Source organism: Saccharopolyspora mangrovi (assembly GCF_035320975.1).
Classification (GTDB): domain Bacteria; phylum Actinomycetota; class Actinomycetes; order Mycobacteriales; family Pseudonocardiaceae; genus Saccharopolyspora; species Saccharopolyspora mangrovi.
Window position 1 is genome coordinate 93,684 of the sequence record NZ_JAWLNX010000002.1, and the last position, 12,222, is coordinate 105,905.

Annotated in this window: 12 protein-coding genes and 1 pseudogene; 11 read left to right on the plus strand and 2 right to left on the minus strand. The window is 71.0% G+C overall.

Annotation, left to right across the window (positions count from 1 at the left end; all coding sequences use genetic code 11):
* Window positions 1-7: 7 nt before the first annotated feature.
* From R4I43_RS03035 to R4I43_RS03065, 7 genes and pseudogenes are all read left to right on the plus strand, one after another.
* Window positions 8-1,087, plus strand: a pseudogene (locus tag R4I43_RS03035) (inositol-3-phosphate synthase); the annotation flags it as partial.
* 44 nt (window positions 1,088-1,131) lie between these two features.
* Complete coding sequence (locus R4I43_RS03040) at window positions 1,132-2,019, plus strand: SCO3242 family prenyltransferase (RefSeq protein WP_407691191.1); 888 nt, start codon at window positions 1,132-1,134, stop codon at window positions 2,017-2,019.
* Window positions 2,016-2,885: a sugar phosphate isomerase/epimerase family protein gene (locus R4I43_RS03045; protein ID WP_324263947.1), complete on the plus strand. Its 870-nt coding sequence runs from the start codon at window positions 2,016-2,018 to the stop codon at window positions 2,883-2,885. The genes R4I43_RS03040 and R4I43_RS03045 overlap by 4 nt, the downstream gene beginning before the upstream one ends.
* Complete coding sequence (locus R4I43_RS03050; RefSeq protein WP_324263948.1) at window positions 2,882-3,538, plus strand: EboA domain-containing protein; 657 nt, start codon at window positions 2,882-2,884, stop codon at window positions 3,536-3,538. The genes R4I43_RS03045 and R4I43_RS03050 overlap by 4 nt, the downstream gene beginning before the upstream one ends.
* On the plus strand, window positions 3,538-4,398 hold the full coding sequence (locus tag R4I43_RS03055) for a TatD family hydrolase (RefSeq protein ID WP_324263949.1): 861 nt from the start codon (window positions 3,538-3,540) through the stop codon (window positions 4,396-4,398). Before R4I43_RS03050 ends, R4I43_RS03055 begins: the two co-directional genes overlap by 1 nt.
* Before the next feature lie 24 nt (window positions 4,399-4,422).
* Window positions 4,423-5,589 carry a metabolite traffic protein EboE gene (eboE, locus tag R4I43_RS03060; protein ID WP_324263950.1) on the plus strand — a complete coding sequence of 389 codons (1,167 nt, stop codon included), beginning with the start codon at window positions 4,423-4,425 and terminating at the stop codon, window positions 5,587-5,589.
* Window positions 5,586-6,962: a nucleotide pyrophosphatase/phosphodiesterase family protein gene (locus tag R4I43_RS03065; RefSeq protein WP_324263951.1), complete on the plus strand. Its 1,377-nt coding sequence runs from the start codon at window positions 5,586-5,588 to the stop codon at window positions 6,960-6,962. Before eboE ends, R4I43_RS03065 begins: the two co-directional genes overlap by 4 nt.
* 116 nt (window positions 6,963-7,078) lie before the next feature.
* Here R4I43_RS03065 and R4I43_RS03070 read toward each other — a convergent pair whose 3' ends face one another.
* Window positions 7,079-7,672 carry an alpha/beta hydrolase gene (locus R4I43_RS03070; RefSeq protein WP_324263952.1) on the minus strand — a complete coding sequence of 198 codons (594 nt, stop codon included), beginning with the start codon at window positions 7,670-7,672 and terminating at the stop codon, window positions 7,079-7,081.
* 30 nt (window positions 7,673-7,702) lie between these two features.
* Here R4I43_RS03070 and R4I43_RS03075 point away from each other — a divergent pair, with 30 nt between their 5' ends.
* Entirely contained in the window at window positions 7,703-7,867 is a 165-nt protein-coding gene (locus R4I43_RS03075; RefSeq protein WP_324263953.1) for a hypothetical protein, read from the plus strand.
* Between the two features lie 41 nt (window positions 7,868-7,908).
* On the opposite strand, the gene R4I43_RS03080 is transcribed toward R4I43_RS03075, so the two are convergent.
* Window positions 7,909-8,493, minus strand: a complete 585-nt coding sequence (locus R4I43_RS03080; protein ID WP_324263954.1) for a PadR family transcriptional regulator — start codon at window positions 8,491-8,493, stop codon at window positions 7,909-7,911.
* 110 nt (window positions 8,494-8,603) lie between these two features.
* Between R4I43_RS03080 and R4I43_RS03085 the strand changes: the two genes are divergently transcribed.
* The 3 genes from R4I43_RS03085 to R4I43_RS03095 are packed head-to-tail and all read left to right on the plus strand — an operon-like array spanning window position 8,604 to window position 12,110.
* The gene (locus tag R4I43_RS03085) at window positions 8,604-9,737 is read left to right on the plus strand and encodes an aromatic ring-hydroxylating dioxygenase subunit alpha (RefSeq protein ID WP_324263955.1); all 1,134 of its coding nucleotides are present in this window, start codon (window positions 8,604-8,606) and stop codon (window positions 9,735-9,737) included.
* On the plus strand, window positions 9,737-10,738 hold the full coding sequence (locus R4I43_RS03090) for a PDR/VanB family oxidoreductase (RefSeq protein WP_324263956.1): 1,002 nt from the start codon (window positions 9,737-9,739) through the stop codon (window positions 10,736-10,738). The genes R4I43_RS03085 and R4I43_RS03090 overlap by 1 nt, the downstream gene beginning before the upstream one ends.
* 37 nt (window positions 10,739-10,775) lie before the next feature.
* Window positions 10,776-12,110, plus strand: a complete 1,335-nt coding sequence (locus tag R4I43_RS03095; RefSeq protein ID WP_324263957.1) for an MFS transporter — start codon at window positions 10,776-10,778, stop codon at window positions 12,108-12,110.
* The last annotated feature ends 112 nt before the right edge of the window (window positions 12,111-12,222 follow it).

The following is a 12,222-nucleotide window of genomic DNA, read 5'->3' on the forward strand; positions in this document are numbered from 1 at the left end:
GGGAAAGATGGCACCTAGGACCGGACTGTGGTTCATCGGCGCTCGCGGCTCGGTGGCCACCACCGCCACCGTGGGCGCACTCGCCCAGACAGCGGGGCTGACCTCGCGCACGGGATGCGTCGCCGACCTCCCCGAGGTGGCGGTGGCGGCGCCGCCGGGCGTGGACGATCTCCTCATCGGCGGGCACGACGTCGTCGGCGACGCACTGCCCAAGCGTGCCGAGGCGCTCGCCGCCGGCGGGGTGTTCGGTCACGACCTGGCCCGGGCTGTGCACAGCGGACTGGTGGAGGTCGACGGCCGGATCCGCCCGGGCATCACCTCCCACGCAGGATCCCAGCGCGACGCGATCGAGCAGGTCAGCCGTGATCTGGCCGGATTCCGCGCCGCCCACGGTCTCGACCGGGTCGTCGTGATCGACGTGTCCACCACGGAACCACCGCTGGAACTCACAGCACAGCACCAGGACCTGGACGAACTGGATCGAGCCCTGGCCGCGGGCGAGTCACCGCTGCCCGCCAGCGGTGTCTACGCCTACGCGGCACTGCGCGCCGGATGCCCGTTCGTCGCGTTCACCCCCAGCCCGGGGCCCCGGCTGCCCGCGATCGACCAGCTCGCGCGGCGCACGCAGCTGCCGTGGGCCGGATCGGACGGCAAGACGGGCGAGACGCTGATCAAGTCGGCGCTGGCGCCGATGTTCGCCACCCGCGCGCTGCGGGTGCGCTCCTGGGCCTCGTACAACCTGCTCGGCGGTGGCGACGGCCAGTCCCTCGCCGACCCGGTCACCGCGGAGAGCAAGACCCGTTCCAAGAACAAGGGTTTGGGATCCATCCTCGGGCATCCGGTCGACGGGCCGATGCACATCGACTACCTCCCCGACCTCGGCGACTGGAAGACGGCCTGGGACCACGTATCCTTCGAAGGATTCCTGGGCACCAAGATGTCGATGCAGTTCACCTGGCAGGGGTGCGACTCGGCGCTCGCCGCCCCGCTGGTGCTCGACCTCGCCAGGCTCGTGGCGCGCGCTCATCGAGCAGGTGCCGTCGGCGCGGTCGAGGCGCTCGGATTCTTCTTCAAAGACCCCGCCGGTGACGCCCCGCACGACCTGGCCGGGCAATGGCGTGGGGGGGGGGGCTGGGGCGCGCGCCGCCCCCCCCGGGAGCGCGGCGGACGGGGCGGGACCTCGCCGAGCTGGTGCGCTTGCCCGCCGTGCTCACCGCACCCGGCGACAGCCTCGCCGGTGCCGCGGCCGCCGGATGGCCGAACGGCAGGCGCAGCTGGGCCATGCCGGCGGCCTCCAGCTGCTTCTACCTGGCAGGCATGGCGCTCAACGACTACGCCGACCGGGAACTGGACGCGCGGGAACGCCCCGAACGACCCATCCCCTCCGGCCGCGTCCGCCCTCGCACGGCGCTGGCCCTGGCCACCGGGCTGACCGCAGCGGGCTTGGGCATCGCCGGTGCCGCCGGTGGCCGCAGCGCGCTTCGGGTCGCCGTGCCGGTGGCCGCAGCGGCCTGGACCTACGACCTCGCGGCCAAGCAGACCAACGCCGGGCCCGCGGTCATGGCGCTGGCCCGGGGGTTCGACGTCCTGCTCGGAGCAGGAGGGCGACGCCAGGCGGTCCTCCCGGCCTGCGCGGTCGCCGCGCACACCCTGGGAGTGACCTGGCTGAGCCGGGGAGAGGTCCACGGCGGTTCGCCACGAGCGGGCTGGGCGGCGCTGGCCACCACCGCCGCTGCCGCGACCTCGGCCGCGCTGCTGCCCCGCTCCTCCCGCCGCGCGAGCGCCGCCGGCATCGCCTGCGCGGCCGGGTACGCCGCGACCGTCGGCGGGGCGCAGGCCCGCGCCGCGCAGCACCCGGACGCGGGTACCGTCCGCACCGCCACGGGCGTGGGAGTGCGTGGCGTCATCGGACTGCAAGCCGCGCTCGTGGCCAGCACCGGCGCGTTCGGCGTCGCCGCAGCGCTGCTCAGCGCGGGGCCGCTGGCTCGCGTGGCGTCGAAGGTGGTGTCGCCGACATGAGCCTCCGCTTCGGCTACGGCACCAACGGATTCGCCGGGCACCGCTTCGACGACGCCGTGGCGGTGCTGGCCGATCTCGGTTACGACGGGGTCGCGCTCACCCTCGACCAACCTCACCTGGACCCGTTCGCACCCGATCTCGCCGCGCGCACCGACGCCGTCCGCCGACGCCTCGAGTCGCGGGGGCTGGCCGTGGTGGTCGAAACCGGCGCCCGCTACGTCATGAACCCCTGGCACAAGCACGAACCGACGTTGGTCTCCGACACCGACCGGGCCAGGCGCGTCGACTACCTCCGGCGCGCGGTCCGAGTCGCCGAGGAGCTCGGCGCGGAGGCGGTGTCGTTCTGGTCCGGCACGCTGCCGGAGGGCACGTCACCGCAGCAGGGGTGGGACCGGCTCACCAGCGGTGTCGCCGAGCTCCTGGACGAGGCGGAACGACGCGACGTGCGGTGCGCGTTCGAACCCGAACCCGGCATGTTCGTCGACACCCTCGCCGGGGTCACCGAACTGCGCCGCAGGCTCGGCGACCCGTCACGCCTCGCGGTGACCGTCGACATCGGACACTGCGTGTGCAACGAACCGGCACCGCCTCAGGACTGCGTGCGCCAGGTGGGCCACCTCCTCGGCAACGTCCAGGCCGACGACATGCGCCCCGGCGTCCACGAGCACCTCGAGTTCGGCGACGGCGAGGTCGACCTCGCGGCCACCCTCGGCGCGCTCCTCGACGTCGACCACCAGGGACTGGTCAGCGTCGAGCTGCCGCGCCACTCCCACGCCGCGCCCGCGGTCGCCGCGCGCTCGCTGCAGGCGCTGCGCACCGCGGCGACCACCGCCGAACAGGCCCGCGCGACGGAGGTCGCCGGATGAGATCAACCCAGAACGTGACCGACGTGCTCGAACCGGCCGCCCGAACGCGCTGGGCCGAGCTGATCGACGAGGTGGCGGCAAACCCGACCCGGATCGCGGTGCTCTTCCCCGCCGCGGCCAGGGCGATCGCCCGAGGCCCCGTCGACCCGGCCGACCCCGACGGGCTGATCACGCCCCGCGTCGAGGACGAGGTCCGCATCGCCCTGCTGCGGGCCGCAGCGCGCCGGTGGGACACCTCCGAGCTCACCGCCGACCTCACCGCGCTCTACCGGCACGGCGACGCCGAGGAGAAGCGCGCGGTGCTGCGCGCGCTCGATCACCTCGATCTCGGCGACGCGCTCCTACCGCTGGTCCACGACGCGTTGCGCAGCAACGACCTCCGGCTGATCGCCGCAGCCCTGGGAACCTACGCGGCCCGGCACCTCGACGACCACGCCTGGCGCCACGGCGTGCTCAAGTGCTTGTTCACCGGGGTGCCGCTCGACGCGATCGCCGGCATCGCCGAGCGGGGCGACGCCGAGCTGGCGCGCATGGTGCGCACCTACGTCGCCGAGCGACGCGCGGCCGGGCGACCCGTCCCGCAGGACGCGCACCGCGTGCTGCAGCTGTGCACCCCGGACCCAACAGCAGGAGAACAGGACCAGGAGGACTGATGCGCATCTTCGATCCGCACATCCACATGAGCTCGCGCACCACCGACGACTACGAAGCCATGCACGCCGCCGGCGTGCGCGCCGTCACCGAACCGGCGTTCTGGGGCGGGCAGCCCCGCACCAGCGCCGCGACCTTCTGCGACTACTTCGACTCCCTCGTCGGCTGGGAGCGCTTCCGCGCGGCGCAGTTCGGCATCCGCCACCACTGCACGATCGCGCTCAACCCCAAGGAAGCCAACGATCCGCGCTGCCGCGAGGTGCTCGACGCGCTCCCCCGCTACCTCGCCAAGGACGGCGTGGTCGCCGTCGGCGAAGTCGGGTTCGACTCGATGACCTCGGAGGAGGAGAAGGTCTTCGCCCGCCAGCTCGAACTGGCAGCCGAGCACGAGCTGCCGGTGCTGGTGCACACCCCGCATCGCGACAAGGCGGAGGGAACTCGGCGAAGCCTGGATCTGGTCACCGCCTCCGGCCTGCCCCCCGAGCGGGTGCTCATCGACCACCTCAACGAGGTCACCGTCGACCTCGTGGCCGACACCGGCTGCTGGCTGGGCTTTTCCATCTACCCCGACACCAAGATGGACGAACACCGCATGGTGCGGATCTTCGCAGAGCACGGGCTGGACCGGATGATCGTCAACTCCGCGGCCGACTGGGGGCACAGCGACCCGCTCAAGACCGCCAAGACCGGCCGAGCGATGTTCGAGGCCGGCTTCAGCGAGGACGACGTCGACCGCGTCCTGTGGCGCAACCCGGTCGAGTTCTACGGCCAGAGCGGGCGGCTGCTGCTCGACCCGGTCGAGGCGGACCCGACGGCGGCCTTCGAAGGAAATTCGGTGCTGCGCGGTCAACGCCCGCGGTGACCGCGCCACAAGGGGGACCTGCACATGCGCTTCACCCACCGCGACGGCACGAGGATCCACCTCGCCTACTGCACCAACGTCCACCCCGCCGAAGACCTGGACGGACTGCTGCGCCAGCTGCGCGTCTTCGGCGGCGGCGTCCGCGCCGAACTCGGTGTCGACCGGCTCGGCGTCGGGCTGTGGCTGCCTGCCCCGCTGGCCGCGCACCTGGTCGACCACCCCGACCTCGACCGGTTGCGGGACGCGCTGGCGACCTGCGGTCTCGAGGTCGTCACGCTCAACGCGTTCCCCTACCAGAGCTTCCACGCGGACTCGGTCAAGCACGCCGTCTACCAACCGGATTGGACCGATCAGCGCCGCCTGGACTACACGCTGAACTGCGCACGAGTGCTGGCACGACTGCTGCCCGGCGACGTCGCACGCGGCAGCATCTCCACGCTGCCCCTCGCCTGGCGCGAACCCTGGTCTGCCCACCAGCGACGACGCGCCACCGACTCGCTGCGGCAGCTCAACGACGGGCTCGCCGCACTGACCGAGGACACCGGCAAGCACCTCCGCGTCGGGCTCGAACCCGAACCGGGGTGCGTCGTCGAAACCACCGGCGAGGCCATCGACCTGCTCAGCGACGTCAACCCCGACCACGTGGGACTGTGCCTGGACGCCTGCCACCTCGCCGTGGGATTCGAAGACCCCGCCGACTCGGTGCGGCGCCTCACCGAAGCCGGGATCCCGATCGTGAAAACGCAAGCCTCGACGGCATTGCACGCCTGCTCCCCCGCCGAGGAAACCTCCCGGCACGCGCTGGCCTGCTACGCCGAAGACCGCTTCCTGCACCAGATCCGGCAGCGGGGGCCCGCCGGGATCACCGCGCTCGACGACCTGCCGGAGGCGCTGCACGGCGAGCGCTCCTTGCGCGGCGACGGGCCGTGGCGGGTCCACTTCCACGTGCCGATCCACCAGCAGCCGGAACCCCCGCTGGCCTCCACCCAAGACGACCTCGACGCCACTCTGCGCGCCCTGCTCGCCGGGCCCACCGCGCTCACCGACCACGTCGAGATGGAGACCTACACCTGGTCGGTGCTGCCGCAGCACCAGCGGCCGCGAGACGACGCCGAACTGACCGCGGGCCTGGCAGGCGAACTGCGCTGGGTCGCCCAGGCGATGCGACGCGCCGGATTGGAGCCCTCATGACCAAGATCCTGCTGCTCGACGTGGTGGGGCTGACACCGCGCCTGCTCCGCCACGCACCTCGGCTGCGCCAACTCGCCGAACAGGGATGGCACGCACCGCTGGAGACTGTGCTGCCCGCTGTCACGTGCTCGGTGCAATCCACCATGCTCACCGGACTGCCGCCGCGCGACCACGGCGCCGTCGGCAACGGCTGGTACTTCCGGGCTCTCGGTGAGATCTACCTGTGGCGCCAGCACAACGGGCTCGTCACCGGCGAGAAGGTGTGGGAGACGGCCCGACGCACCCGCCTCGGTTATCGCGCGGCCAACGTCTGCTGGTGGTACGCGATGGGCATGAGCACCGACTGGACGATCACCCCGAGGCCCGTCTACCACGCCGACGGGCGCAAGTCCCCGGACTGCTACACCTGGCCACCGCAACTGCACGACGACCTGACCCAGGCGCTGGGCCCGTTCCCGCTGTTCCACTACTGGGGCCCGACCGCGTCGTTGCTCTCCACCGAGTGGATCGTCGCGGCGACCCGGCGGTTGCTGCCCGAAGCCGACCTGACCCTCGCCTACGTCCCGCACCTCGACTACGACCTGCAACGACACGGACCGGACAGTCCCCAGGCGCTCGCGGCCGTGCGCGACGTCGACCGCGCCGTGGCACCGCTGCTCGACGACGCGCAGGAGCAGGGCGCGACGGTCGTGGTGGTCAGCGAATACGGCATCACCACCGCCGCACGACCCGTCGACGTCAACCGCGCGCTGCGCGAAGCGGGCCTGCTGGAGGTCTACACCCAGCACGGCATGGAATACCTGGACCCGTGGACCTCGCGCGCCTTCGCGGTCGCCGACCACCAGGTCGCGCACGTCTACGTCCGCAACGCCGCCGATCTGGCACCGGTGCGCGAGCTCTGCCAGGCCCTGCCCGGGGTCGACCTGGCGCTGGACCGGGCAGGGCAACGCGACTTCGGCATCGACCACCACCGCGCCGGCGAGCTGGTGCTGGTCGCCGAACCGCGCGCCTGGTTCACCTACTACTACTGGCTCGACGACGCACGGGCCCCGGACTTCGCACGCGGCGTCGACATCCACCGCAAGCCCGGCTACGACCCGGCCGAGCTGTTCCTCGACCCCGCCGACCGCACGGTGAAGCTGCGCGCCGCGCTCGGCTTGGTCCGCAAGAAGCTCGGACTGCGCTACGCCATGAACGTCGTGCCGACCAGCGGGCACTGGGTCAAGGGCACCCACGGCCGCCTCCCCGACGACCCGCTAGACGGCCCCGTCCTGCTGTGCAGCGACCCCGCCTCAAGACGAGACCGGATGAGCGCCTCCGCAGTTCGCGACCTCGTCCTCGACCTGGCAGAAGTCCCGCAATCGACCCGGTGAGTCCTCCCGCAACGGCTCTCGGGTGCACGCTCACCGGCGACGAGGGCAGCGATTTCCGCAGGTCAACCGACCCTCTGGTGCCGCACCCGGCGGGCCCGGGTGCGGCAGCGGTCGCGTCACCGCAGGGTCGTGCTGAAGAACGAGGTCAGCTTGTCGAAGGGGATGAGGTTGACCCGGTCGTAGAGGTCGACGTGTCCCGCGCCGGGCACGATCACCAGCTCCTTGGCGCTGCCGGCACGCTGGAAGGCCTCCTCGCTGAACTCCCGCGAGTGCGCGTTCTCGCCGGCGACGAACAACATCGGCCGGGGCGAGATCGTCTCGATGTCCTCCAACGGGTAGAAGTTCATGAACTTGCTGTTGCTGGTCAGCGTCGGATGCGTCGTGGTGTCCGGGCTGAAGCCCCGGGAGGTCCGGTAGAAGTCGAAGAACTCGCGCTCGACCGGCGTCGACTGGTCGTTCAGCTGCTCGGGAGTGCCCGAGGTGTACTCGGTCGGTCCTCCCCGGAACTCCACGTCGCGCTGCTCCGCGGCCTGCCGGAGGGTGTCCTGCCGCTGCTCCGGGGTCACCGAGTGCCCCAGTCCGTTGCGATTGGCGCCGCCCATGTCGTACATGCTGACCGTCGCGACGGACTTGATGCGCGGGTCGATCTTGGCCGCGCTGGTCAGGTCGTTCAGCTCGGTGCCGCACTTCGGCGCGAACTGCGATTCCAATCGCTTCCCGCTGATCTCGCGCGATCACGGATGCTCGCCGACGGTCGTCCCGAACCACTCGTGGAGGCGCTGATCGCCGCCTCGGTGCGGCGACCGGAGTCCCCTCTCGTCACCGATCACGTTGAGCGCCTCGCTGGCCACCCGGCCGGCACCTTCGCGAGGTGGGCCATCGACCACGCGCCCGAGTTCACCTGACGACAACCCCGGAACACCGCTGAGCGCCGCCCGACCGATCTTCAGGTGCCGTGCAGTTCGTCGAGGAGGGCGAAGCCGTCCTGGATCCACGCCAGTTCGGTGCGGGCGCGCGCGATCAGGCCGTCGTAGGCGTAGATCTTGTAGCGGACGGTCAGCTCGGCCTCGCGCTCGCCCAGCTTGGCGATCCGCGCCGCCAGAGTGGGGTGGGTGCGGTCGGCCAGGGTCGCCCGGGTGTCCTCGAGCATCGCCAGGTGCTCCTCCCAGTACGCCTGCTGCTGCCGCAGCTGCTCGCGCACCGCTTCGGGGTCGGCGAAGTCGAAGTACGCGGCCTTCAGGTAAGCGGGGTCGCGCTGCCACTGCGGCACCTGCGGCGATTCCATCCACTCCCGGAACTCGGCCAGGCCCGCGTCGGTGACGTGGTACTCCTTCTTGGTCGCCTTCTTGCCCCAGGGAACCTCGACCGAGGTCAGCAGCCCGTCGCGCTCCATCCGGTTGAGCGCGGGGTAGATCTGCGAGTCCGGGGCGTGCCAGACGTGCGCGACCGAGCGGCTGAAGCTCTTCGAGATGTCGTACCCGGTCATCGGGCGACCGGTCAGCAGCGCGATCAGCGCATATCGCAGCGACAAGATGACCTCCCTCCCGGAGCGGCCACGCTATCCACCCTTGCCAACTCACTATATCCATAGATAGCTTGTGGCTCACGCAACAGATACCTCTCTCCATAGGGAGTTGGCCAATGACGCTGACAACCCCCGCCCCGGTGGACGCCGCAGCTCCGACCACGGCCACGGCGAAGATCTTCAACCACCCCCGCAACGCCTGGTACGTGGCGGCCTGGGACCACGAGGTCACCGGCAAGCAGCCGCTGGCGCGCACCGTCGCCGGGGTTCCGCTCGCGCTGTGGCGCAACGCCGAGGGGCGCGCCGTCGCACTGGCCGACGCCTGCTGGCACCGGCTCGCACCGCTGTCGCAGGGCACGATCCTCGGCAACGAGCTGCAGTGCCCCTACCACGGCCTGCGCTACAACTCGACCGGCCGCTGCACCGCCATGCCCGCGCAGGAGACGATCAACCCAAGCGCGGTCGTGCCCTCCTACCCCGTCGTCGAGCGCTACCGCTACGTCTGGGTGTGGGTCGGCGACCCCGACCTCGCCGACCCGGCCACCGTGCCCGACATGCACCAGATGGACGACCCGTCCTGGGCCGGTGACGGCGAGACCATCCACGCCGAATGCAACTACCAGCTCGTCCTCGACAACCTCATGGACCTCACCCACGAGGAGTTCGTGCACTCCTCGAGCATCGGCCAGGAGGAGCTCTCCGAGTCCGAGTTCGACGTGACCCACGAAGGCGACACGGTCACCGTCACCCGCTGGATGCGCGACATCGACGCGCCGCCGTTCTGGTTGAAGAACATGCGCGACAAGTTCCCCGGGTTCGAGGGCAAGGTCGACCGCTGGCAGATCATCACGTTCCAGGCCCCGGCCACGATCTGCATCGACGTCGGTGTCGCCAAGGCCGGCACCGGCGCGCCTGAGGGAGACCGCAGCCAGGGCGTCAACGGCTACGTCATGAACACCATCACCCCCGAAACCGACCGCACCTGCCACTACTTCTGGGCGTTCATGCGCAACTACTGCCTGGACAGCCAGACCATCACCACCCAGCTGCGCCAAGGCGTGCACGGCGTCTTCGGCGAGGACGAGGACATGCTGCGCGCCCAGCAACGCGCCATCGACGCCAACCCGCAGCACGAGTTCTACAGCCTCAACATCGACGCGGGCGGGATGTGGGTCCGCCAGATCCTGGAGCGGATGCTGGCCGCCGAAGGGCGGCCGTCGGCGGCTCCCGCCGCAGGCAGGGGCGCCTGATGGCCGCCCAGTCGCAGTCCCGCTGGCAGCGGGCGCAGGTCGTCGACGCCGAGCTCGTGGCCGACGGCGTCCGCCGGATCGTGCTGGAGGTCGAACATCCCGAACACGCCGCACCCGGCACGCACGTCGACGTCGCCCTGCCCGCCCAGGACCGGCAGCTGATCCGCTCCTACTCCGTCGTGCGCTCCGAGGACGGGGGCCGCCGGCTCACCCTCAGCGTGCAGCTCTCCCCCACCTCCCGAGGTGGTTCGCAGGCCGTGCACGCACTGGCCGTCGGCGACGAGCTCACCACCACCGGACCGGTGCAGAGCTTCCCGCTCGCGGTCGGCGCCGGTCGTTACGTCCTGGTCGCCGGCGGTATCGGCATCACCGCGCTGGTCGCGATGGCCTCGGCGCTGCGCCGCCGCGGCGCCGACTACGAGCTCGTGCTCGTCGGCCGCAGCCGTCGGGTCATGGCCTACCTCGACGAGCTCAGCGCCGAGCACGGCGATCGGCTCCGGGTGCATGTCGACGACGAAGCAACGCCGCTGTCGGTGCCCGGCCTGGTCGGCGAGATCGCCGCGGCACCCAACGCCGCCACCACCGAGCTCTACATGTGCGGCCCGATCGGCCTGATGGACGCGATCAGGTCCAGCTGGACCGAGCACGCGCTTCCGCAGACCAACCTGCGGTTCGAAACCTTCGGCTCCAGCGGCCGTTTCGACGCCGAGGAGTTCCTGGTCCGTCTCCCCCAGCTCGACCGCGAGGTCGCCGTCGCAGCCGACACCTCGATCCTGGACGCCCTCAACGCTGCCGGGGTCGAGACCCTCTCGGACTGCCGCAAGGGCGAGTGCGGACTCTGCCTGGCCAAGGTCGTCGAGGTCGAGGGCACCATCGACCACCGCGACGTCTTCCTCAGCGACGCGCAGAAGCAGCGCTGCACCAACCTGTGCCTCTGCGTCTCCCGCGCGGTGGCCGGCTACACCGGCGACCACGCATCCGTCACCCTCCACCTCACCTGATCCGGGCACAACGGATCCCTCACCCCTGGACACTTCCATGACCCTCACGGCACGCATCGGCGCGGCGCCCATGTCCGGCTACCAATGGCTGATCGTCGCGCTCTGCACCTTCATGAACTGCCTCGACGGGTTCGACGTCATGGCAGTCGCGTTCACCGGCCCCTCGGTCACCGAGGAGTTCGGCCTCAACGGTTCCCAGTTCGGACTGCTGGTCTCGGTCGGCCTGATCGGCATGGCGCTGGGATCGATGCTGCTGGCACCCTTCGCCGACCTGATCGGGCGCCGCCCGCTGATCCTGATCAGCCTCGTGCTGGGCACGATCGGCATGTTCGGCGCCGCGATGGCCCCCTCGGTGCTGGTGATGGGCCTGTTCCGGCTCGTGACCGGCATCGGCGTGGGCGGCATCCTGGCCAGCACCAACGTGATCGCCAGCGAGTTCTCCAACACCAAGAACCGCGGGCTCGCCATCGGCATCTACACCGCCGGGTACGGCATCGGCGCGACCCTCGCGAGCGTCGTCGCGAAGTCCACGGTGGGCGGTGACTGGCGGATCGTCTTCTACGCCGGCGGTTTCGGAACGCTGCTCGCCCTCATCGTCATCGCCGTGCTGCTGCCCGAGTCCGTCGCGTTCCTCGAGCAGCGCCGTCCCAGCGGTGCCCTGGAGCGCATCAACCGGACCCTGGCGCGCATGGGGATGGACCCCATCAGCACCCCCGACCTCGACCAGGCCAGTTCCGCCCGGAAGGACGCCGGGCAGGCCGGTTCGGGCTGGCTCAAGCAGCTGCTCGCCCCCACCGTCCTGCTCTGGATCATCTTCATCACGATCATGTTCGGCTTCTACTTCGTCAACAGCTGGACCCCCACCCTCCTCGCCGAGGAAGGGCTCTCGAAGACCGCTGCGGTCACCGCCGGGATGGCGATCTCGATCGGCGGCACCGTCGGCTCCGTGCTCTACGGCCTGGCCGCCCGGCTCCGCCCGCCGCGGGTCGTGCTGATCGGGTTCTCGCTGCTGTCGGCCGCGATGATGGTCGTGTTCATCCTGAGCACCTCGATCCTGTGGCTCGGGTTCGGCATCGGCGTCCTCGTCGGCGCGCTGATCAACGGCTGCATCGCCGGCGCCTACACCGTCGGCCCGCCGCTGTACCCCTCCCACCTCCGCAGCGTCGGCATGGGCTGGGCGCTCGGCATGGGCCGGATCGGCGCGATCCTGTCCCCGACCATCGCGGGGCTGCTCAAGGACGCCGGCGCCTCGGCGACCCAGCTCTACATCGGCGCCGCCGCCGTCGTCGCGCTCTGCGCGCTCGCCTTGGTCGCCGTGCGCAAGCACGACCCGGACTCCACCCCGGCGGCCGCGGAACCGGCCGCGGCCTGAGGCATCTGGCCCTGGCCCGCCGCAGCCACGGCGGGCCAGGGTTCCCCTGGTGTTTCACCCGTTCGAGAGCAGGCTGTGGTGACTTAATCCCTTGGGCAGCACGTCAGACGAT

Coding starts and splice junctions, on each gene's coding strand:
- R4I43_RS03045 (WP_324263947.1), top strand. CDS start 2,016: ATGAGCCTCCGCTTCGGCTACGGCACCAACGGATTCGCCGGGCACCGC.
- R4I43_RS03050 (WP_324263948.1), top strand. CDS start 2,882: ATGAGATCAACCCAGAACGTGACCGACGTGCTCGAACCGGCCGCCCGA.
- R4I43_RS03055 (WP_324263949.1), top strand. CDS start 3,538: ATGCGCATCTTCGATCCGCACATCCACATGAGCTCGCGCACCACCGAC.
- eboE (WP_324263950.1), top strand. CDS start 4,423: ATGCGCTTCACCCACCGCGACGGCACGAGGATCCACCTCGCCTACTGC.
- R4I43_RS03065 (WP_324263951.1), top strand. CDS start 5,586: ATGACCAAGATCCTGCTGCTCGACGTGGTGGGGCTGACACCGCGCCTG.
- R4I43_RS03075 (WP_324263953.1), top strand. CDS start 7,703: ATGCTCGCCGACGGTCGTCCCGAACCACTCGTGGAGGCGCTGATCGCC.
- R4I43_RS03085 (WP_324263955.1), top strand. CDS start 8,604: ATGACGCTGACAACCCCCGCCCCGGTGGACGCCGCAGCTCCGACCACG.
- R4I43_RS03090 (WP_324263956.1), top strand. CDS start 9,737: ATGGCCGCCCAGTCGCAGTCCCGCTGGCAGCGGGCGCAGGTCGTCGAC.
- R4I43_RS03095 (WP_324263957.1), top strand. CDS start 10,776: ATGACCCTCACGGCACGCATCGGCGCGGCGCCCATGTCCGGCTACCAA.